Source organism: Bradyrhizobium symbiodeficiens (assembly GCF_002266465.3).
In the GTDB taxonomy this organism is placed as follows: domain Bacteria; phylum Pseudomonadota; class Alphaproteobacteria; order Rhizobiales; family Xanthobacteraceae; genus Bradyrhizobium; species Bradyrhizobium symbiodeficiens.
In genome coordinates this window covers 1,372,076-1,391,126 of sequence record NZ_CP029427.2, presented here as the reverse complement: position 1 = coordinate 1,391,126, position 19,051 = coordinate 1,372,076, and the positions used below count along the sequence as shown (strand labels likewise).

At 66.5% G+C, this 19,051-nt stretch carries 15 protein-coding genes and 1 pseudogene; 9 read left to right on the top strand and 7 right to left on the bottom strand.

The window, feature by feature from the left end; translation table 11 throughout:
• Positions 1-55: 55 nt before the first annotated feature.
• A complete protein-coding gene (locus CIT39_RS06545; protein ID WP_094973464.1) occupies positions 56-931 on the bottom strand; it encodes a dihydrodipicolinate synthase family protein in 876 nt (291 codons plus the stop codon).
• Positions 932-1,108: 177 nt separating this feature from the next.
• Between CIT39_RS06545 and CIT39_RS06540 the strand changes: the two genes are divergently transcribed.
• From CIT39_RS06540 to CIT39_RS06530, 3 genes are all read left to right on the top strand, one after another.
• Entirely contained in the window at positions 1,109-2,251 is a 1,143-nt protein-coding gene (locus CIT39_RS06540) for a GGDEF domain-containing protein (protein WP_094972881.1), read from the top strand.
• 186 nt (positions 2,252-2,437) lie between these two features.
• The gene (locus tag CIT39_RS06535; protein WP_094972882.1) at positions 2,438-3,304 is read left to right on the top strand and encodes a S1C family serine protease; all 867 of its coding nucleotides are present in this window, start codon (positions 2,438-2,440) and stop codon (positions 3,302-3,304) included.
• Positions 3,301-3,672: a response regulator transcription factor gene (locus CIT39_RS06530; protein ID WP_094972883.1), complete on the top strand. Its 372-nt coding sequence runs from the start codon at positions 3,301-3,303 to the stop codon at positions 3,670-3,672. Before CIT39_RS06535 ends, CIT39_RS06530 begins: the two co-directional genes overlap by 4 nt.
• 2 nt (positions 3,673-3,674) lie before the next feature.
• Here CIT39_RS06530 and CIT39_RS06525 read toward each other — a convergent pair whose 3' ends face one another.
• Positions 3,675-6,014, bottom strand: a complete 2,340-nt coding sequence (locus CIT39_RS06525; protein WP_162308378.1) for a Tex family protein — start codon at positions 6,012-6,014, stop codon at positions 3,675-3,677.
• 1,074 nt (positions 6,015-7,088) lie between these two features.
• Between CIT39_RS06525 and atzD the strand changes: the two genes are divergently transcribed.
• Both atzD and CIT39_RS06515 read left to right on the top strand, forming a co-directional pair.
• Positions 7,089-8,210, top strand: coding sequence for a cyanuric acid amidohydrolase (gene atzD / locus CIT39_RS06520; protein WP_094972885.1), 1,122 nt, complete (start codon positions 7,089-7,091; stop codon positions 8,208-8,210).
• Between the two features lie 109 nt (positions 8,211-8,319).
• Complete coding sequence (locus tag CIT39_RS06515) at positions 8,320-9,792, top strand: amidase (protein WP_162308377.1); 1,473 nt, start codon at positions 8,320-8,322, stop codon at positions 9,790-9,792.
• Between the two features lie 74 nt (positions 9,793-9,866).
• Here the strand turns inward: CIT39_RS06515 and CIT39_RS06510 are convergent, their stop codons facing one another.
• Complete coding sequence (locus CIT39_RS06510; protein WP_162308376.1) at positions 9,867-10,187, bottom strand: hypothetical protein; 321 nt, start codon at positions 10,185-10,187, stop codon at positions 9,867-9,869.
• Between the two features lie 135 nt (positions 10,188-10,322).
• On the opposite strand from CIT39_RS06510, the gene CIT39_RS06505 reads away from it, so the two are divergent.
• Both CIT39_RS06505 and CIT39_RS06500 read left to right on the top strand, forming a co-directional pair.
• Positions 10,323-11,231, top strand: a complete 909-nt coding sequence (locus CIT39_RS06505) for a PaaI family thioesterase (protein ID WP_094972886.1) — start codon at positions 10,323-10,325, stop codon at positions 11,229-11,231.
• Positions 11,232-11,298: 67 nt separating this feature from the next.
• Positions 11,299-11,664 (top strand): hypothetical protein, encoded by a 366-nt coding sequence (locus CIT39_RS06500; RefSeq protein WP_162308375.1) that lies wholly within the window; start codon positions 11,299-11,301, stop codon positions 11,662-11,664.
• On the opposite strand, the gene poxB is transcribed toward CIT39_RS06500, so the two are convergent.
• The 3 genes and pseudogenes from poxB to CIT39_RS06485 form a co-directional block, all read right to left on the bottom strand.
• A complete protein-coding gene (gene poxB / locus CIT39_RS06495; protein ID WP_094972887.1) occupies positions 11,661-13,397 on the bottom strand; it encodes a ubiquinone-dependent pyruvate dehydrogenase in 1,737 nt (578 codons plus the stop codon). The genes CIT39_RS06500 and poxB overlap by 4 nt on opposite strands.
• A gap of 107 nt (positions 13,398-13,504) precedes the next feature.
• Positions 13,505-14,138: pseudogene (locus tag CIT39_RS06490) on the bottom strand (2-dehydro-3-deoxy-6-phosphogalactonate aldolase).
• 1 nt (position 14,139) lies between these two features.
• Complete coding sequence (locus CIT39_RS06485) at positions 14,140-15,066, bottom strand: 2-dehydro-3-deoxygalactonokinase (protein ID WP_094972889.1); 927 nt, start codon at positions 15,064-15,066, stop codon at positions 14,140-14,142.
• A 209-nt stretch (positions 15,067-15,275) separates the two neighbouring features.
• Here CIT39_RS06485 and CIT39_RS06480 point away from each other — a divergent pair, with 209 nt between their 5' ends.
• Both CIT39_RS06480 and CIT39_RS06475 read left to right on the top strand, forming a co-directional pair.
• Complete coding sequence (locus CIT39_RS06480) at positions 15,276-16,373, top strand: LLM class flavin-dependent oxidoreductase (RefSeq protein ID WP_094972890.1); 1,098 nt, start codon at positions 15,276-15,278, stop codon at positions 16,371-16,373.
• Between the two features lie 58 nt (positions 16,374-16,431).
• Entirely contained in the window at positions 16,432-17,001 is a 570-nt protein-coding gene (locus CIT39_RS06475) for a flavin reductase family protein (RefSeq protein ID WP_162308374.1), read from the top strand.
• A gap of 157 nt (positions 17,002-17,158) precedes the next feature.
• On the opposite strand, the gene CIT39_RS06470 is transcribed toward CIT39_RS06475, so the two are convergent.
• Entirely contained in the window at positions 17,159-19,024 is a 1,866-nt protein-coding gene (locus CIT39_RS06470; RefSeq protein WP_162308373.1) for a sigma-54-dependent Fis family transcriptional regulator, read from the bottom strand.
• Positions 19,025-19,051: the final 27 nt, after the last annotated feature.

The window sequence follows — 19,051 nt, the reverse complement described above, 5'->3', positions numbered from 1 at the left end:
GCGGTCTGGCTTTTCGCAGGGGGTGTCCGACGACACATTGCCGCGTGGGGTCAGGCTATCCCAGCTCCCTAAGCGCCGCTTCCACGACCTTGCGCGCATCGGCCGTCAGTGCGGCCTGCGGCGGGACGGGGTCGCCGACGTCGTAGCCTTGGATCGCAAGCCCGGCCTTGATGCAGGCGGCGAGGTTAAAGCGGGCGAAGGCCTCGTTGATGCGCCACAGCCGGCGCTGGAGCGTCATCGCCTCGTCCCAGCGGTCGGCCTTGCAGAGGTCGTAGAGCGCGACGCTCTGGCGCGGGATGATGCAGGCCGGCCCGGCCATCCAGCCGAGCCCGCCGATCAGCATCACCGCGGCCGGGATGTGGGCGGAGGCCGAGAACACCCGCAAGGAGTCCCCGCAGCGGTTCATGATCGAGAGCAACCGGCCGGTGTTGGTCGACGCGTCCTTGATGTAGCCGATGCGTGGATGCTCGGCGAGCCGCGCGATGACGTCGAGGGTGAGATCGGAGCGCTGGAATTGCGGGTTGGTGTAGATGACGACGGGGATGTCGACGGCATCCGCGATGGCGCGGAAATAGGATTCGATCTGGGCGTCGGCGAGCGGAAAATACGCCTCCAGGATCGCCAGGATGCCGTCGGCGCCGAGCTCCTGATAGGCTTTCGCCTGCGCCACCGCGTCCGCCGTCGAGGTCGAGGCGACGCCGGCCACCACGGGCACGCGGCCACTCGCGGCCTCGATCGTGGTCCGCACGATCGCGGTACGCTGTGCCGGATTGAGATAGGCGAACTCGCCGGTCGAGCCGAGCGGCGTCAGCCCGTGCACGCCGGCGTCGATCAGATCGTCGCAAAGCTTTGCGAGCACGCCGGTGCGCACCGTGCCGTCGGCATCGACGGGCGACACCAGATAGGGGAAGACACCGCGAAATTCCGACATGGCGGGCAAGATTCCCAGGGCATCGGGGCGCTGCAAGGCCCCGTTAATCGCTGCTAACATGCGAGGAAATCGTCGGCAAGCTCGCGCATTGACCACTCCTTAAGGACGTTGCGCGCCGGCCATCATGTCGCGCCCATCGCCTACCCTATGTTAGGGAGTGACGGCGATGGTGCCGGGATGCCTCTCACAATGCTGTCCAGGTATTTGCATCCCGATCCGCGCATCCGGCGCGAGCTCGTCGATCTCCTGTACACGTCGCTGCCGCAGGTGTCCGCCATCGGCGTCACCTCGGTGACGGGAGCCGTGGCGCTCGCCGTCATGAGCGGCGATATCGGCTATGCCGTGATCTCGGTCTTCATCTTCATCACGGCCGCGGCCCGAATCTATTCCCTGTTCCGCTACAGGTCGCGTGCGGCGCAATTCTCCGATACCGACGTGATCCGCTGGGAACGGCTTTACGGGGCCGGCGCATCCGCCTTCGGCCTTGCGCTCGGCCTGCTCTCCTATCGTGCGCTCGAGATCGACGACGACCCCGGCGCCTGGATCGCTTTCGGGCTCTCGATGTCGTTCTGCGTCGGCATGGTTTCGCGCGCGGCGATCCGTCCCTGGATCATCCTCATCACGGCGGCCATCCTCCTGATGCCGACGATCGTCGGCGGCCTGCTGCGGCCCGAATTCGCCTACAAGATCGGCGCGATCATGCTGGTGTTCTTCTGGCTGACCTTGCGCGAGGCCTCCAAGCATCTCAGCGCCGCCTTCGTGGAGCGCCTCGAAGCCAAGCACCGGCTGGCGCGGCAGGCCACCCACGACTTCCTCACGGGACTGCCGAACCGCGCCGCGTTCTTCCAGGCGCTGGCGGAGACACGGGACGACTTCGCCATCGTCGCCATCGATCTCGACGGCTTCAAGCCGGTCAACGACCGTCACGGCCATCAAGCCGGTGACGACCTGCTGCGTCAGGTTGCGGAGCGGCTGTCGCTCTGCGTCGGCAGCGCCGGCATCGCCGCCCGCTTCGGCGGCGACGAGTTCCTGATGCTCAAGCCGGTTGCGGCAGGCGACGACGGCCGCGAGCAAGCGCTCGCGCTCGCGCGCCAGGCCATTCGCGATCTCTCGATGCCGTTCCTGCTGACGGACATTCCGGTCCGCATCGCGGCGAGCGCCGGCATTCTCGTCAGCACCGGCCCGGTGACCGCAGCAAAGGCCTCGCAGCTACTGGATTGTGTCGACCGCGCCCTCTACGTCGCCAAGCGCAGTGGAGGCGGACGCTGGACCTGGTCGGACCAGGACGTCGTCGTCGAACGTGCTGCAGGCCCTCGCTGAAGGCCATAGGGGCGCAATTTTGGGATTGCTACACGTTCCCGTGAGGCGCTCCCAATCACATGCTCGTCGGCCCTGGTCTTGACGAGGTCTCTCTTGTCCTGACCACCCGGCCAGTTTCGCGATTCGCCGCGACATCCCAGATTGGGAGCAGCTACCAGGAGCCTCAACGGTTTACAGGAGCCTTGCATGACCGCCCCAACTCCCCTGTCCTCACTGTCGTCAGCCCTCGCGGATGTGGTGGCGCGCACCGCGCCCGCCGTCGTCTCGGTGCACTCGCATCGTTCCCGCGCCACCGGCTTCGTTTGGAAAGTCGGCCTGATCGTCACTGCGGACGAGGCGCTGGCCGACGAGGGCGAGGTCGAGATCGGCCTGCCCGACGGCAGCCGCGCGGCCGCCACGATCGCCGGCCGCGACCACACCACCGATATCGCGCTGCTGCGCGCCGAAATCGCCACGGCACCGCTCAAGCTCACTGCCACGGTCCCACCACTCGGTGCGTTGGCGATCGTGGTCGCAACCAGCCGCGAGACGCCGAGTGCGGCACTCGGGATGGTGTCGGCGTCCGGCAACGGCTGGCGCTCCTTGCGCGGCGGCGAGATCGATGCGCGGATCGAGCTCGACGTCCGCCTGCGCGAAAGCCAACAAGGCGGCGTTGCGCTCGATGCGTCGGGCGAAGCCTTCGGCATGGCCGTGCTCGGACCTCGGCGCGTGCTGGTGATCCCGACCGCGACGATCGAGCGCGTCGCGGCGCAGCTGGAGGTGCGCGGGCGCATCGCGCGCGGCTATCTCGGCCTCGGGCTGCAGCCGGTCCGGCTCGACGACGGCGTCGGCGCGATGGTGATGAATGTCGACAAGGCCGGACCTTCGGCCGCCGCGGGCATCCGCCAGGGCGACGTGATCGTCGCGGTCAACGACCAGAAGCTGTCAGGCGTGCGGGCGCTGTCGCGGACGCTGGGTCCTTCCAGCGTCGGCGCGTTGGTCGATGTCGCCGCGCGTCGCGGCGGTGAGCCGGTCAGCTTCAAGGTCACGGTCGGCGAGAGGCCGGAGGCGTGAGCGAGGACAACGCGCCGGAGATCGTGCTCGCTCTGGAGATCGACGACCCCGCGCTCGCCGATCGCCTCGAGGCTTTGCTCGGCAACGTCGCCGGGCTGCGTGTTGCCGGGCCCGGCGAACAGGCCGCGGCGACGATCCTCGCTCGCGATCCACGCGTCATGCCCGACGACATCCCGCTGACGCAGCGCGAGCTCGACGTGCTGGCGCTGATGGCCGAAGGCGCTTCCAACAAGATGATCGCGCGCCAGCTTGGCATCTCCGTGCACACCGTCAAGTTCCATGTCGGTTCGCTGCTCGACAAGCTGGATGCCACCGGCCGCACCGACGCGGTCGCGCATGCGGCGCGCCGCGGCGTGATCGAACTCTGAGCTTACACCCTCTTGCCGTTGTTCTTCTCCGCCGCCCGGCGCAGCGCTTCGGCGAGCGCGCCGCCACCGCCGGAGGATTCCTGCTTGCGCGGGGCGGACGAGGTCATGCGTGACGGATTGCGCGCGCCGTTGTCGCGCTGCATGCCGGGGGCGTCCTTCTTGGCGCCGACTTCGTCGTCGAGGCGCAAGGTCAGCGAGATGCGCTTGCGAGCGACCTCGAAGTCCAGCACCTTGACCTTGACGATGTCGCCGGGCTTCACCACTTCGCGCGGATCCTTGATGTAGGTCTTCGACATCGCGGAGATGTGCACGAGGCCGTCCTGGTGCACGCCGATGTCGACGAAGGCGCCGAAGGCGGCGACGTTGGTCACGGTGCCCTCGAGGATCATGCCCTTCTTGAGATGCTTGATCTCCTCGACGCCCTCCATGAACACGGCGGCCTTGAAGGCCGGACGCGGGTCGCGGCCGGGCTTCTCCAATTCCTTCAAAATGTCGGTGACGGTCGGCAGACCGAAGGTCTCGTCGACGAAATCCTTCGGCTTCAAGGTGCGCACGATCTCGCTGGAGCCGATTAGCGCCTTGATGTCGCTCTTGGTGGCGCTGAGGATCCGGCGCACCACCGGATAAGCTTCCGGATGCACGCCGGACGCGTCGAGCGGATCCTCGCCGCCGAGGATGCGAAGGAAGCCGGCGCACTGCTCGAACGCCTTCGGCCCGAGCCGCGGCACGTCTTTCAGCGCCTTGCGCGACTTGAACGGGCCGTTGGCGTCACGATGCGCCACGATGCTCTGGGCGAGGCCCGAGCCGACACCCGACACGCGGGCGAGCAGCGGCGCGGACGCGGTGTTGACGTCGACGCCCACCGCGTTCACGCAATCCTCGACCACGGCATCCAGCGACTTTGCGAGCTTGGCCTGGCCGAGATCGTGCTGATACTGGCCGACGCCGATCGCCTTGGGCTCGATCTTGACGAGCTCGGCGAGGGGATCCTGCAGCCGCCGCGCGATCGAGACCGCGCCGCGCAGGGTGACGTCGAGACCGGGCAGTTCCTCCGACGCGAAGGCCGAGGCCGAATAAACCGACGCGCCGGCTTCGGACACCACGATCTTGGACATCTTCAGCTCGGCCAGTCCCTTGACGAGATCGCCTGCGAGCTTGTCGGTCTCGCGCGAGGCGGTGCCGTTGCCGATCGCGATCAGCTCGACTTTGTGCTTCATCGCGAGCCGGCCGAGCGTTGCGAGCGACTCGTTCCACTGCCGCTGCGGCTCGTGCGGATAGATCACGGCGGTATCGACCACCTTGCCGGTCGCGTCGGTGACGGCGACCTTGACGCCGGTGCGGTAGCCGGGATCGAGCCCCATGGTGACGCGGGTGCCGGCCGGCGCCGCCAGCAGCAGGTCGCGCAAATTGGAGGCGAACACGCGCACGGCCTCGGTCTCGGCGGCGTTCCACAGCCGCATGCGCAAATCGATGTTGAGATGCACCTGGATCTTGGTGCGCCAGGCCCAGCGCACGGTGTCGATCAGCCAGCGGTCACCGGCGCGCTTGAGGTCGGTGATGCCGAACCGCTTCATGATCTTCAGTTCGTAGGCGCTGGGCACGCCCGGCGGCGGCGCCTCGGCTTCGGCCTGGATTTGCAAATCCAGGATCTCCTCCTTCTCGCCGCGGAACATCGCGAGGATGCGGTGCGAGGGCAGCTTGGTCAGCGGCTCGGAGAAGTCGAAATAGTCGGCGAACTTCTCGCCTTCGGTCTTCTTGCCGTCGCGTACCTTGGAGGCCATGCGCGCATTGGTCCACATCTCCTCGCGAAGCGCGCCGATCAGATCGGCGTCTTCGTCGAAACGCTCGACCAGGATGGCGCGGGCGCCGTCGAGTGCGGCGGCGGCGTCCGCAATGCCCTTCTCGGCGTTGACGAAGGCTTCGGCCACCACCTTCGGATCGTTCGTGGGCTCCGCCATCAGCTGGTTGGCGAGCGGCTCGAGGCCGGCTTCCTTGGCAATCTCCGCCTTGGTGCGGCGCTTCGGCTTGAACGGCAGATAGATGTCTTCGAGGCGGGCCTTGCTGTCGGCGGCGAGAATGGAGGCTTCGAGCGCAGCATCGAGCTTGCCCTGCTCGCGGACCGATTCGAGGATGGCCTTGCGGCGGTCCTCGAGCTCGCGCAGGTAACCCAGGCGCTCCTCCAGGGTGCGCAATTGCGCGTCGTCGAGCGCACCGGTCGCTTCCTTGCGGTAGCGGGCGATGAAGGGAACCGTGGCGCCGCCGTCGAGCAGCGTCACCGTCGCCTCGACCTGCTCGGGGCGAACCCCAAGCTCCTGCGCAATTTTCTGGTTGATATTTGCCACGCGAATTCCTCTATCCAAGCACGCAACGCGGCGGCGAACCACCGGCCACGGGACGCCGCTTATGGACCAATCGGGGTTGATTCATCAAGGTACCGCGGAAGACCGTCGACAGGGGATTTTTTGTCGAACCGATGCGATCTCGCCACATTCGTGGGGGACGTGCTGATGTGTGCGGCAGACACGGTGCCGTAGGGTCGGCAAAGGCGCGAAGCGCCGTGCCCACCGAATTCAATTTGCGGCGCGAGATGCGCGGGCACGCTTGCGCTTTGCCCACCCTACGATGTCGGAGGTTGTGACTCGCAGACATGCCTTCTCCTCCTCGCGGCGCTTCCGCCCGAGTTTTGCTGACCGCTTCGCACCCTCTCAATGAAAGGGCGCAGGGAAGGCCGGGTGCCGGCTGGCACCCGCAAGACCCCCGTGCGAACATATTGCACACGCAATGCACGAGGGAGACACAGGGCAGCCGATCATCCGGCCTTCCCTGCGCGATGTTTGACGGCGTATGGCGCGCTCTCCCCGGAGACGAATTCCGGTTGTCTCCGTCGCCCCGCGAATTGATGGTGCGCGTTGCCCGGTTGGGCTCGGCGCACCTCCGCAAAGGCTTGGCTGTAGCAACGACAGCCGGGACCACGCGATTTGGCCGTACGCATCAGCGCCGTTCGTCCGCACGAAGCCTGAAGCTCACGGGGTTCATCCCGCCCTGCTCCCGCCTCTCGTGCACGACGCTGCCGCGTCCACCGCTCCCCGATCCGCGGCTCGTGACGACGTACGACCGCCCCTTTCGCCGGATCAGGATGGACGACACATACGCGGAAACCGAATTTCGGTAAAGTGGAATATTTTTGGAGGCGCGGCTTGACACGACGGCGAAACAGGGCGTCGACGATGCGCTGTCATTCCGGGGCTCGCCCCTTGGCGAGAGCCCGGAATCCAATTAACCGCATACACGCTGCACGATGGGTTCCGGGCTCGCGCTTCGCGCGCCCCGGAACGACGCGGAGTGTTGCCCTTGACAGACGCCTTAATTCTACGCCTGTTTGATCCCGCCGGGACCACGAACTCCGAGGACCAGTCATGCCCACTGCATCGGTTGGCGTCTTCAAGATCGCCACCAAGGGCCCCGGCGACGTTTCCGGCCTCATGGCCATGATCGTTTCAGGCGCGATCGACCCGACCTCGATCCTGGCCATTCTCGGCAAGACCGAGGGCAATGGCGGCGTCAACGACTTCACGCGGGAGTACGCGGTGGCCGCGCTGTGCACGGCGCTGGCGCCGCAGCTCGGCCTTGCCCCGCAGGAGGTCGAGCAGCGCATCGCCTTCGTGATGTCAGGCGGCACTGAGGGTGTGCTCAGCCCGCATATCACTGTGTTCACGCGCAGCGAAGTCGCGCAACGGCCCGCCGGCATCTCAGGCAAGCGCCTGAGCATCGGCATGGCTCAGACCCGCGATTTCCTTCCTGAGGAGCTTGGCCGTTCCGCGCAGATCGCCGAGACCGCCAAGGCCGTGAAGGCCGCGATGGCGGATGCCGGCATCACTGACCCCGCTGACGTCCATTTCGTGCAGATCAAGTGCCCGCTGCTCACCAGCGAGCGCGTCGAGGCGGCGGCCGCGCGCGGCAACAAGACCGCGACGATCAGCTCGTACAGCTCGATGGCCTATTCGCGCGGCGCCTCCGCGCTCGGGGTTGCGGTCGCGCTCGGCGAGGTCACATCCGACATTCGCGATGAGGACGTGCTGCGGCGCTACGATCTGTTCTCGAAGGTCGCCTCGACCTCGTCCGGAATCGAGCTGATGCATAACGTCGTCATCGTGCTCGGCAATTCCGACAGTTCAGCCAGCGAGTTCGTGATCGGGCATGCCGTGATGAACGACGCAATCGATGCGCCCGCGGTGGTGTCGGCACTGCAGAGCGTTGGCCTTGAGGCCTTCCTTGGGGTTGCACCGCAGGCAAAAGCAGGCCGCGAGCTCGTCAACATCTTCGCCAAGGCCGAGGCTTCGCCCGATGGCAGCGTGCGCGGCTTCCGTCACACCATGCTGGAAGATACCGACATAAGCTCGACACGCCATGCCCGCGCGGCCGTCGGCGGCTTGATCGCAGGCCTTGCCGGCACCGGGGTGGTCTATGTCTCCGGCGGCGCCGAGCATCAGGGGCCGGCCGGCGGCGGGCCGGTTGCGGCGATCGCGCGCATGTTCTAATGACCCCGACCTGTCCGCCCGGCGCAACCCTGCCCCTCGTGCCGGCTCAGTTGATTAAACGCGGCCCCTTGCGAAAAGGGTGACGCCGTCTCAATGGGATTTTGACTTCATGACCACCTTGCCGATGAGCTGGACTGAATGGGCGCAGCACGATGGCGTCGCGCTGGCGGGACGTGTCCGCAAAGGCGAGCTAACGGCGAAGGAGCTGGCGCGCCAGGCTGCCGCGGGTGTCGCCAAGGTCAATCCCGCGCTGTCAGGCGTGGTCGAGCTGTTCGAGGACGTGATCGCCGATCCGGCCAAGGACGGCGCCAATCTGGCCGGTCCCTTCGCCGGCCTGCCGTTCCTCATGAAGGATCTCGGGCCGACCATGAAGGGCCGGCTGCAGGAAATGGGCTCGCTCTTGATGCGCGGCAATCGCGCCGCGGCCGATACGTTCCTCACCGGCAAATTCCGCCAGGCCGGCCTCAATCTGATCGGACGCACCACCACACCCGAATTCGGCGTGTGCTCGTCGGCCGACAATCCCGCCGTCTACGTCACCCGCAATCCCTGGAATACCGATTATACCACTTGCGGCTCGTCGGCTGGCAGCGCCGCCATGGTTGCCGCCGGCGTGGTGCCGATCGCACATTCCACCGACGGCGGCGGCTCGATCCGCATTCCCGCCGGTGTCAACGGCAATATCGGTCTGAAGGTCTCGCGCGGCGTGTTCTCGCTGGCGCCGCACATGTCCGACCTCACCGGCCTCGTCTCGATCCAGGGCTGCCAGTCGCGCTCGGTGCGCGACACCGCGGCCTTCGTCGATCACGCCCGCGGACCAGCGCCCGGCGAGTTCATGCCGTTCTGGACCACGGCGCAGCCTTATTCGGAGATGATCAAGCGCGATCCGGGCAAGCTGCGCATCGCGCTGTCGCACAGCTGGGGCGACTACACCGCGACGCCCGAGCTCGCAGCCGAACTGGAGAAGACCGGCCGCTTCCTCGAAGGCCTTGGCCACCACGTCGACTACGCGCTGCCCGAGCTGGACTTCCGCGCCGCGTTCGAGGCGCAGACGATGTGCTACATCTCGAACTTCGCGGTGGTGATTTCCAACATGCTGGCCGCGCGCGGGCTGGAAAAGCCGCCGGAAGATCTGATCGAGCCGATGAACATCCGGATCTGGGAAGCCGGCCGGCACACCAGCTTCGCCGAGCGGGCGAAGATGCAAGGCGTATTCAACACCACGTCACGCGGCTTCGGCGCCTTCTTCGAGCAGTGGGACGTGATCCTGACGCCGATCACGGCGCTGCCGACCCCGAAGGTCGGCACCAGGGAATACCTGACCATCGCCGACAATCCTGATGTGCTCGACTGGTTCGGCAATCTCTGGCGCTTCTTCGCCTTCACGCCGTTGGCCAATCTCTGCGGCATGCCCGCGATCTCGATGCCGATGGCCACCCAAGACCACGGCCTGCCGCTCGGCATCCAGGCGATCGCCAAGCAGGCCGGTGACGGCCTGTTGCTGCAGCTCGCCGCCCAGATCGAGCGAGCACTCGACGGCAAGTGGAACGGCGGCAGGAAGCCGAAGGTGCATGTGAGCTGAGGTGCAGCTCTTCGTTTCGAAGACCACACCTGCGGCCTTCCTTCGAGACGCCCGCCGATGGCGGGCCCTCAGGATCAATTCTTAACCGCCGGGATCTCCTCCGCCACCGGCTGCTGCTGGCCCTGCCGGAACATCGCCAGGGCCTTGTCGAGCGCTTCGCGCAGCGCAAGCGCCGCGGCCACGCTGCAACGCAGGTGCGCGGTCTGGATCACGTCGACCCTGACGGCCGCGCCGACCGGCATCAGCAAATTCGCGGCGAGCTCGATCTGGATCGCGCCGTTGTGATGGCCGAAGCAGGACGCGCCGTCGAAATAGATGATCGGCGCCCGCTCCGAGCTGGAGCTCGAAATGGTGACGGGCCCCTGATTGTTGGCGGGCATTTCGGGGTCGGCCATGGGCACTCCTTGGGGCTGGTCGGCGAACGAAGCGCTCACCATCGGTGCTTCGGCCTGCTCTGTCGAGGCCAAACCGGCCCGCGCGGGGTCGATCCGGGTTTTGCGCGGCGCCCGACACTGGTCTAGAACGTCCCCATGAGCGCCATACCGACCACGCTTCCGTTCGAGGAACTCGCCGAAGCCATCAAGGGCCGCCGTTCCGACTACGGCCAGATCAGCGGGCTGCAGCTCGACCGTTTCGCACCTCGCGAGGCCTGGTCCAGCCTGCCCTATCGTCCCGTCTTCGTCGGCGACACCGAAACGGGCGTGCTGCATGGCGGCGTCGTCACGGCGATGCTGGACGAGAGCTGCGGCATGGCGGTGCAGCTTGCGCTCGACGGCACGAGCGCGATCGCAACTCTCGATTTGCGCATCGACTATCAGAAGCCGGCCACGCCCGGTCTCGACATCAAGGCGCATTCGGTCTGCTACCGCACCACGCGCTCGATCGCCTTCGTGCGCTCGACGGCCTACCAGGAGTCCGAGGACGATCCGGTCGCGACCGCGACCGCCTGCTTCATGATCGGCGCCAACCGCACCAACATGCTTGCCGACCGCAGGATGGACTTGCGCAGCATCCCGACGCTGGAGGCACCGGACGATCCGGACGGTCCGTTCGCGAACAGCCCGTTCGCGCGCGCCCTCGGCATTCGCGTCAACGACGACGGCACGCTGACGATGCCGTTCTCGCCGCAGATCGTCGGCAATCCGATCCTGCCCGCGATCCATGGCGGCATGACCGGCGCCTTCCTCGAGACCACTGCGATCTTCGGCGTGAGGCGCGAGCTCGGCACCGCCGCGCTGCCCAAGCCGATCGGACTCACCATCAACTATCTTCGCTCCGGCCGCGCGCTCGACACCTTCGCCAACGTCTCGATCGTGAAGCAGGGCCGGCGCATCGTCGCGTTCGAGGCGCGCGCCTGGCAGGACGATGCGGACAAGCCGATCGCCACCGCCTTCGGTCATTTCATGCTGCGCCCGACGCCCGGACGCGACGAGGAATAGGCGCATTTTGACTTGACGGCCGCAGTTCCGGCCACAACGATGGTACGTCCCCGCGCGAGGTATTGGATTGCGGCATCCGCTCGACATCATCGCCATGTTCGCCGCACTCTGGCTGCTGGCCTCGATGATGCTCGACGCGTTGACGCCGAAGGAACTGACCGCGATCATGATCGGCGTGGCGATCGGGCCTGCGATGGTCATCACGGCCGTATTCTACTACCTGCGCTGCCCGCGAACGGACTTCGCGGTGATGTTCGCAGCACTCTGGCTGATCTCGGACATCGCGATCGCCTTCGTCTCGCCGACACAGTTGCCGCATTTCCTGATCGTGCTCGGCTTCGTGCCGGCACTGATGATCGGCAGCGTGCTGCACTGGCAACGCTTCCAGCGCCGCCACGAGCAACTGCCCGCGCCTTTGGTGAAGCGGGGCTAGCGCGGCAAGAGATTCGTCTTGGCGAGGTCGAGCACCTCGTCGCCGCGGCCGTTCATCACCGCGCGCAGCACCCAGAGGCTGAAGCCCTTGATCTGCTCGGGCGTGATGGTCGGTGGCATCGACAGCTCCTGCTTGGCGGTGACGACATCGAGCAGCGCCGGCCCGTCATGGGCGAGCATCTCCTTGACGGCACCGGGGAGCTCGCCGGGGTCCTCGACGCGCTTGGCAAAGATGCCCATCGCGCGTGCCATCGCCGCGAAATCAGGGTTCTCCAGGTCGACATTGGTGTCGACGAAGCCCGCCGCCTTCATCTCCAGCGCAACGAAGCCGAGCACGCCGTTGTTGAAGATCACGACCTTCACCGGCAGCTTCATCTGCGTCAGCGTGATCAGATCGCCCATCATCATGGTGAAGCCGCCATCGCCGGACAGCGAGATCACCTGGCGACCGGGCTGGGCGGCCTGCGCGCCGATCGCCTGCGGCATCGCGTTCGCCATCGAGCCGTGCACGAAAGAGCCGATCAGCCGGCGGCGGCCGTTCATGTCGAGATAGCGCGCGGCCCACACCGTGGGCGTGCCGACATCGGCGGTGAAGACCGCATCGTCGGACGCATGGTCGCTGATGATCTTTGCTAGGTATTGCGGATGGATCGGCTTGCTGCCCGGCGTGCCCCTGGCGAGCGAATCCAGGCCCTCGCGCGCCTTCTTGTAGTGCGCGACGGCGTCGTCGAGATGCTTGCGCTGCGTCTTTGCTTTCAGCAGCGGCAGCAGCGCTTCGATGGTCAGCTTGACGTCGCCGACGAGGCCGAGATCGATCTTGCAGCGCCGTCCCAGATTCTCGGGACGAATGTCGATCTGCGCGACCTTCGCATCGGTGGGGAAGAACTGCTTATAGGGGAAATCAGTCCCGAGCATCACCAGCGCGTCGCAGGCATGCATGGCCGCGTAGCCCGAGGAGAAGCCGATGAAGCCGGTCATGCCGACGTCGTAGGGGTTGTCGTATTCGACATGCTCCTTGCCGCCGAGCGCATGCACGATCGGGCTCTTCAGCGCCTCGGCGAGCTGCATCAGGGGCGCATGCGCGCCGGCGCAGCCGCGGCCGCAGAAAAGGGTGACGCGCTCGGCGCCGTTGAGGAGATCCGCCAGCGCCTGCAGCTCGTCCGCCTGCGGCACCACCTTCGGCGCCGCCACGCTGAGTCCGCGCGTGGTCGACAGCGCCCGCTTGGGCGGACTGCGGAAGGCGACGTCGCCGGGCATGGCGACGACGGCGACGCCGCGCAGGCCGACCGCCGCGCGGATCGCGTTCTCCAGCACGAACGGAAGCTGGCTCTGGTCGGAGACCATCTCGCAATAATGGCTGCATTCGCGGAACAGGTTCTGCGGATGGGTCTCCTGGAAATAGCCGCCGCCGATCTCGGCGCTCGGGATTTGTGCCGCGATCGCCAATACGGGAACACGGCTGCGATGCGCATCGAACAGGCCGTTGATCAGGTGCAGATTGCCGGGACCGCAGGAGCCCGCGCACACCGCGAGGCTTCCGGTCATCTCGGCTTCGCCGGCGGCGGCGAAGGCGGCGACCTCCTCGTGGCGGACATGGATCCATTCGATGGTGCCGCGGCGGCGCAGTGATTCGGTCAGGGCGTTCAGGCTGTCGCCGACGATGCCGTAGATGCGCTTGACGCCGGCCTGTTCGAGCGTTGCCACGAACAGATCGGCCACGTTGTTGATCGCCATGTCGGTCTCCTGATGTCGCCAGTCACACTGCGCGATACATCACATCAGCATCGCGGCAATATGAGGCACAATAGGCTATGACAGGATCACGGCTAGTTTATTGTCCGTCAGTCTTTCTGAATTGCCCGATCGTAAGCCGCGATGGTCGCCTTGGCGGGCGCGGCGACATCGGCTGCGCTCATGCCGGGCTTGTAGAGGCTGGAGCCGAGCCCGAAGGCTGTGACGCCGCCCTTGATGTATTCGGCAAAATTCTGATCGGAGACGCCGCCGACGGCCGCGATCATCACACCCGGCGGCAGCACAGCGCGAATCGCGGCGATGCCGGACGCACCCAACACGCTGGCCGGAAAGAACTTCAGGCCCGATGCGCCCGAGCGCGCGGCGAGCAGCGCCTCGGTCGGCGAGAACACGCCGGGCAGCGTGGACCATGGCGTATTGATGCGCACGCACCAGCACCTGCGTATCCACGTTCGGCGAGACCATCAGCCTGCCGCCGACGTCGTTGAGACGATCGACATCCGCGGTGGCCAGCACCGTGCCGGCGCCGATCAGCACGTCCGGAGGTGCCTGCTTCACCGCCGTTGCGATGGAGCGGAACGGATCGGGCGAGTTCAGGGGGATCTCGATCGCGGTCATGCCGGCTTCGATCAGCACGCCGACGATCGCCTCGGTCTCATCTAGCTTGACGCCGCGCAGGATCGCAACCAGCGGCCGCTTCATCGGCGGAAAGGGAATGCTCATCTCAAAGATCCTTTGATTTCGTCCAGATCGCGGCAGCCGCCATCGAGAGGCCGCGGCGAACGGCTTCATCCGCATCGACCGGATGAGCGTTGACCGACAGCGCCTCGAAGGCCAGCCGGTACAGCACCCCAAGCCGCCCCGCGGCAATCAACCTGACACCTGCTTGCGGCACGGGGCCGGAGAGCCCGGCCGCCAGCTCGACGCCGATCAACGTGCCCGACAGCGTCTCGCGCGCCGCAGCCGGGGTGCCGCCGAACAGCAGCTGGCGCGAGCGCGCGCCGAACAAATGATTGGCAACGAAGGCCGGCGCTTCATGGGCGGCTTTCACCGCCGCCTTGAAGCTCGCGATATCCTCGGCCTCGTCCGCACCCGCGACCGCGAGCGACAGGATGGTTTCGCGCGAGATGACGCTGAACAGCTCGCCGGTCATGAAGGTGGAGAAGCGTTCGACGATTCCGTCCTTCACCCGCACCCATTTCGAATGCGTGCCGGGCATGCAGACCAGCGCCTCGCCGGCGGCCTCGAGGCCGAGCGCGCCGAGCAGCTGCGTTTCCTCGCCGCGCATGACGTCGGGCGCGCTGACGTCGCGCTGCGCGATGCCCGGCAGGATGCGGATGTCGCGCGCTTCGCCGGGGACCCGCACGGCCCGGTTCAGGATTGCCGCGAGCTGTGCCGGCGTGTCGACATAGCCGGCCTCGACCCAGCCGGTTTTGGCGCCGGCCATGCCGCAGACCAGAACCGGCAGATGATCCGGCGCTTCGACCGCCGCGAGATGCGATTGCAGCACGGCCGGAAAGCCGGCCTTGGCGGCCGCCAGCATGCCCTCGCCGCTGCGGCGCTCGGCCAGCACCTGGCCGGCACGATCGACCAGCCACAGCCGGAAACTGCTGGTGCCCCAGTCCACCGCGACATAAGCGGGTTCGGTCATTCTGTCCTCGTCTCACGGCCGGGACGCCGTCTCGCGACAACGAGACGGCCTCTCGCAGGTCTGTGCCGAGATACCGGCTATTGCATGGGCAAACCAGCCCTTTCTCTGCAATTCGACGCTCCGCTTCACTGGCACAGCGCTTGCTGAACCGTCCCCGCTCAACTCCGTCAACGCGCGACAAGACGCGTCAACATCAGATGAGGAAACCCATGGAGATCGGCTATTTCACGATGCCTTCGCATCCGCCGGAGTGCGGCCTGAAGGAAGGACACGATTGGGACCTGCAGGTCCTGCGCTGGCTCGACGAACTCGGTTATCAGGAGGCGTGGATCGGCGAGCACCATACCGCACCCTGGGAACCCAATCCCACGCCGGACCTGCTGATCGCGCAGGCCTTGATGCAGACCAAGAAGCTCCGCATCGGGCCGGGCGGATTCCTGCTGCCCTATCATCACCCGGCCGAGCTCGCCAACCGGGTCGCGATGCTCGACCATCTCTCCGAGGGCCGGCTCAATTTCGGCGTCGCCGCATCCGGCCTGCCGAGCGACTGGGCGATGTTCAACGTCGACGGCATGAGCGGGCAGAACCGCGACATGACCCGCGAGGCGCTCGAGATCATCCTGAAGATGTGGAGCGATCCCGCGCCCTGGACCTACAAGGGCAAGTTCTGGACGGTGACCAAGCCGGACACGATGTTCGACTTCCTCAAGCCGCACATCAAGCCGTTGCAGACGCCGCATCCGCCGATCGGCGTCGCCGGGCTTTCCAAGAACTCGGACACGCTGAAGCTTGCCGGCGAGCGCGGCTTCATTCCGATGAGCCTCAACCTCAACCCGGCCTATGTCGGCAGCCACTGGGACTCGGTCGAGATCGGGGCGGCCAAGACCGGGCGCAAGCCGAACCGTGCCGATTGGCGCCTCGTGCGCGAGGTGTTCGTCGCCGACACCGACGAGGAGGCCTGGAAACTCTCGACCGGCGACATGATGGGCCGGATGATGGGCGAGTACTTCCTGCCGCTGCTCGGCCATTTCGGCTTCAAGGACTATCTGAAGCACGCGCCCGACGTGCCCGATAGCGACGTCACCGTCGAATATTGCGCCAAGCGGAACTGGATCGTCGGCTCGCCGGCGACGGTCGCCGAGAAGATCGAAAAGATCTACGACGAGGTCGGCGGCTTCGGCGTGCTCTGCGTGTTCGGCTTCGACTACAAGCACAAACCGGAAGCGTGGCACCACTCGCTCTCGCTGCTCAAGAACGAGGTGATGCCGCGCCTGAAGCATCTCGGCTCCGCGAAGAAGGCGGCTTGACGATCAGCGGGTGCGGCGCGATCGTGCCGCACCCGCTTCTATTTTCGGAGATTTCCGCGTGACGGTCGACGCCAGTCCTCTCGACGCAAAGGATTTCAAGCAGGCGATGCGCCAATGTGCCGGAGCCGTGGCGCTGGTCACGGTCGGTGCCGAGCACGGCAAGCGCACGGGATTGACGGTGACATCGGCCTGCTCGCTGTCGGATAGCCCGCCCTCGCTGATCGTCTGCGTCAACCGCAACGCCAGCGCACACGCGCGCATCCGCGAGGAAGGCGCCTTCGCGATCAACTTCCTGCACGAGGACCACGCGGCGCTGGCGCTGACCTTCAGCGGCCAGAAAGGCGTCAACGGCGACGACCGCTTTGCGTTCGGACAGTGGACGCGAGGGGCCACGGGTGCGCCGGTGCTGATGGACGCGGTCGCCGCATTCGACTGCGTGCTGGCGCAGGAATTCGAGACGACGACGCATTCGATCTTCGTCGGGGAGGTGCGCGGCGTGTCGCACGGCGTGGAAGCGACGCCGCTGATCTATCTCCGCAGCAGCTTCCACACGCCGCGCGAGATGCGCGGCACCGTCACGGTTGGCGATCTCGACTCGCGGCATCTGAGCTGGAGCGATTTTTCGTAAAGGCGGCGACTTTGTAGGGTGGCAAAGGCGCACTTGCGCCGTGCCCACGATTTCTCTCGATGGCAAACAATGCGTGGGCACGCTTCGCTTTGCCCACCCTACGATATCAGCGGTCGCGGCAGAGACCTCTAACCTCACTTGCCGCATGCCATCGACACTACTGCGCCGTCTCGATCTTCAGCTGCTTGATCTTCCGATACAGCGTCGCGCGGCCAAGCTTCAGCGCGCGGGCTGCCTCGGTGACGCGGCCGCCGTGCTTGCGCAAAGCTTCCACGATCGTGGCACGCTCGGCCGCTTCGAGATCAGGCTCTGCTCTCCCGCCGAACGGCGGCAGATCGAGATCGGCATCGGTGATCACCCCATGCTCCGCGGTGCAGCCGGCGAGCCGCAGCACGTGGCGGAGCTGGCGCATATTGCCGGGATAGGAATAGGCGGAGAGCTGCGACCACGCTTCGTCCGAGACGCGGCAATTCGGCGCCTCCTCGCGCGCGATCTGGCGGATGATGTCGTCGCGGTCGGCGCGTTCGCGCAGGGCGGGCAGCCGCACCTCCAGGCCGCGCAGGCGGAAATAGAGATCGGCGCGGAATGCGCCTTCTTCGGCCATGCGACCGAGATCGCGGTGGGTGGCGCTGATCAGGCGGATATCGACGGCGACAGGCTTGAGCGCGCCGAGCGGCCAGACCTCGCGGTTTTCCAGCACCCGCAACAGCCGCGTCTGCAGCGCGATCGGCATGTCACCGATCTCGTCGAGGAACAGCGTGCCGCCGTCGGCCTGCACGATCAGCCCCTTCGAGCCGTCGCGCCGCGCGCCGGTGAAAGCGCCGGCCTCGTAGCCAAACAGTTCGGCGTCGATCAGGCTCTCCGGCATCGCCGCGCAATTCAGGGCGACGTAATTGCTGCGCGCCCGGCCGCTAGCAGCGTGAATGGCGCGCGCGAACAAATCCTTGCCGACGCCGGTTTCGCCGCAAAGCAGCACCGGCAGATTGTGATCGCCTATGCTGCGGAGCCGCTTGACGCTTCTGATCAGCCCGGGATCGCGGCCGGCGAGCCGATGCAGCGCGTCGAAGCGATCGACAGGCGCGTCGCGGCGCGGTGCAAGCGGGCGCGTAGAGGATCTCGCCCGCAGCGGCGGCGCGACATGACTCTGGCCCAGCGCGCTGCCGTCGGCGCGGCGCAGCTCGACAAGCTCGTCCGCGTTACGCGCCGCATGATGATCGAACTTGACGTAGCGCGACAGATCGATGCCGGATGCGATCAAGCCGTCGGTGAGACCCAGCAGTGCGCGCGCCGAACGGCAGGCGCCGACGATGCGGCGATCGTCGTCATAGGCGAGCAGACCGCTGCCGCTGTTATCAGGCACGGTTGCGATCCAGGCGTTGCGGAAATGACCGCGGAAGATCGCGCCCTCCATCCGCCGGGTCGCCTCCATCGTCACCGCGAGCGCGAGCTGATGCGCGGCGCGCTCGAGATCTTCCCGGCAAGAGGTGATGTTCACGGCACCGGCGAGGCGGCCGGCCTGGTCGAACAGCGGCACCACGGCACAGGAGAACATGTGCCACTGCGCGCGAAAATGCTCGTCACGATGCACCAGGATCGGCTTCTGCTCGGCGAGCGCCGTGCCGAGCCCGTTGGTGCCCTCGAAAGCCTCGGCGAAGTTCGAGCCTGTGTAGATCTTCCAGTCCATGAACTGTCTTGCGTCGGCCTCGCCCGGCAGACGGCTGAACAGCATGGTCGCGTTCACATCAGCCAGATTGACGCAGTAACCGGCGTCGCGCAGCACGCGGGCGAGATCGTCGAGATCGGGTGTGACGAGCCGGATCGTCTCCTCCATAGGCTCGGCGACGTGACGGATCTCGGCTTCGGTCAGCGTCTGCGGCGGGCCCTGGCGGGCCGGGTCGAGCTTGTGGCTGATGACGCAGCGCCGCCAGGAATTGGCGATGCGCGACGAGGCGTCAACGTCGGCCACATGATGGGCGACGGACAAGACCCGGGCGACATGGTTCGAGGCCGAAAGGCTGGCCATCGCAGACGTCTCCACCCTGTATTATTG

What these genes read in the sequence shown, in the direction of transcription:
- CIT39_RS06545 (WP_094973464.1), bottom strand. Translation starts at nt 931, where the DNA reads ATGTCGGAATTTCGCGGTGTCTTCCCCTATCTGGTGTCGCCCGTCGAT.
- CIT39_RS06540 (WP_094972881.1), top strand. Translation starts at nt 1,109, where the DNA reads ATGCCTCTCACAATGCTGTCCAGGTATTTGCATCCCGATCCGCGCATC.
- CIT39_RS06535 (WP_094972882.1), top strand. Translation starts at nt 2,438, where the DNA reads ATGACCGCCCCAACTCCCCTGTCCTCACTGTCGTCAGCCCTCGCGGAT.
- atzD (WP_094972885.1), top strand. Translation starts at nt 7,089, where the DNA reads ATGCCCACTGCATCGGTTGGCGTCTTCAAGATCGCCACCAAGGGCCCC.
- CIT39_RS06515 (WP_162308377.1), top strand. Translation starts at nt 8,320, where the DNA reads ATGACCACCTTGCCGATGAGCTGGACTGAATGGGCGCAGCACGATGGC.
- CIT39_RS06510 (WP_162308376.1), bottom strand. Translation starts at nt 10,187, where the DNA reads ATGGCCGACCCCGAAATGCCCGCCAACAATCAGGGGCCCGTCACCATT.
- CIT39_RS06505 (WP_094972886.1), top strand. Translation starts at nt 10,323, where the DNA reads ATGAGCGCCATACCGACCACGCTTCCGTTCGAGGAACTCGCCGAAGCC.
- poxB (WP_094972887.1), bottom strand. Translation starts at nt 13,397, where the DNA reads ATGGCGATCAACAACGTGGCCGATCTGTTCGTGGCAACGCTCGAACAG.
- CIT39_RS06485 (WP_094972889.1), bottom strand. Translation starts at nt 15,066, where the DNA reads ATGACCGAACCCGCTTATGTCGCGGTGGACTGGGGCACCAGCAGTTTC.
- CIT39_RS06480 (WP_094972890.1), top strand. Translation starts at nt 15,276, where the DNA reads ATGGAGATCGGCTATTTCACGATGCCTTCGCATCCGCCGGAGTGCGGC.
- CIT39_RS06470 (WP_162308373.1), bottom strand. Translation starts at nt 19,024, where the DNA reads ATGGCCAGCCTTTCGGCCTCGAACCATGTCGCCCGGGTCTTGTCCGTC.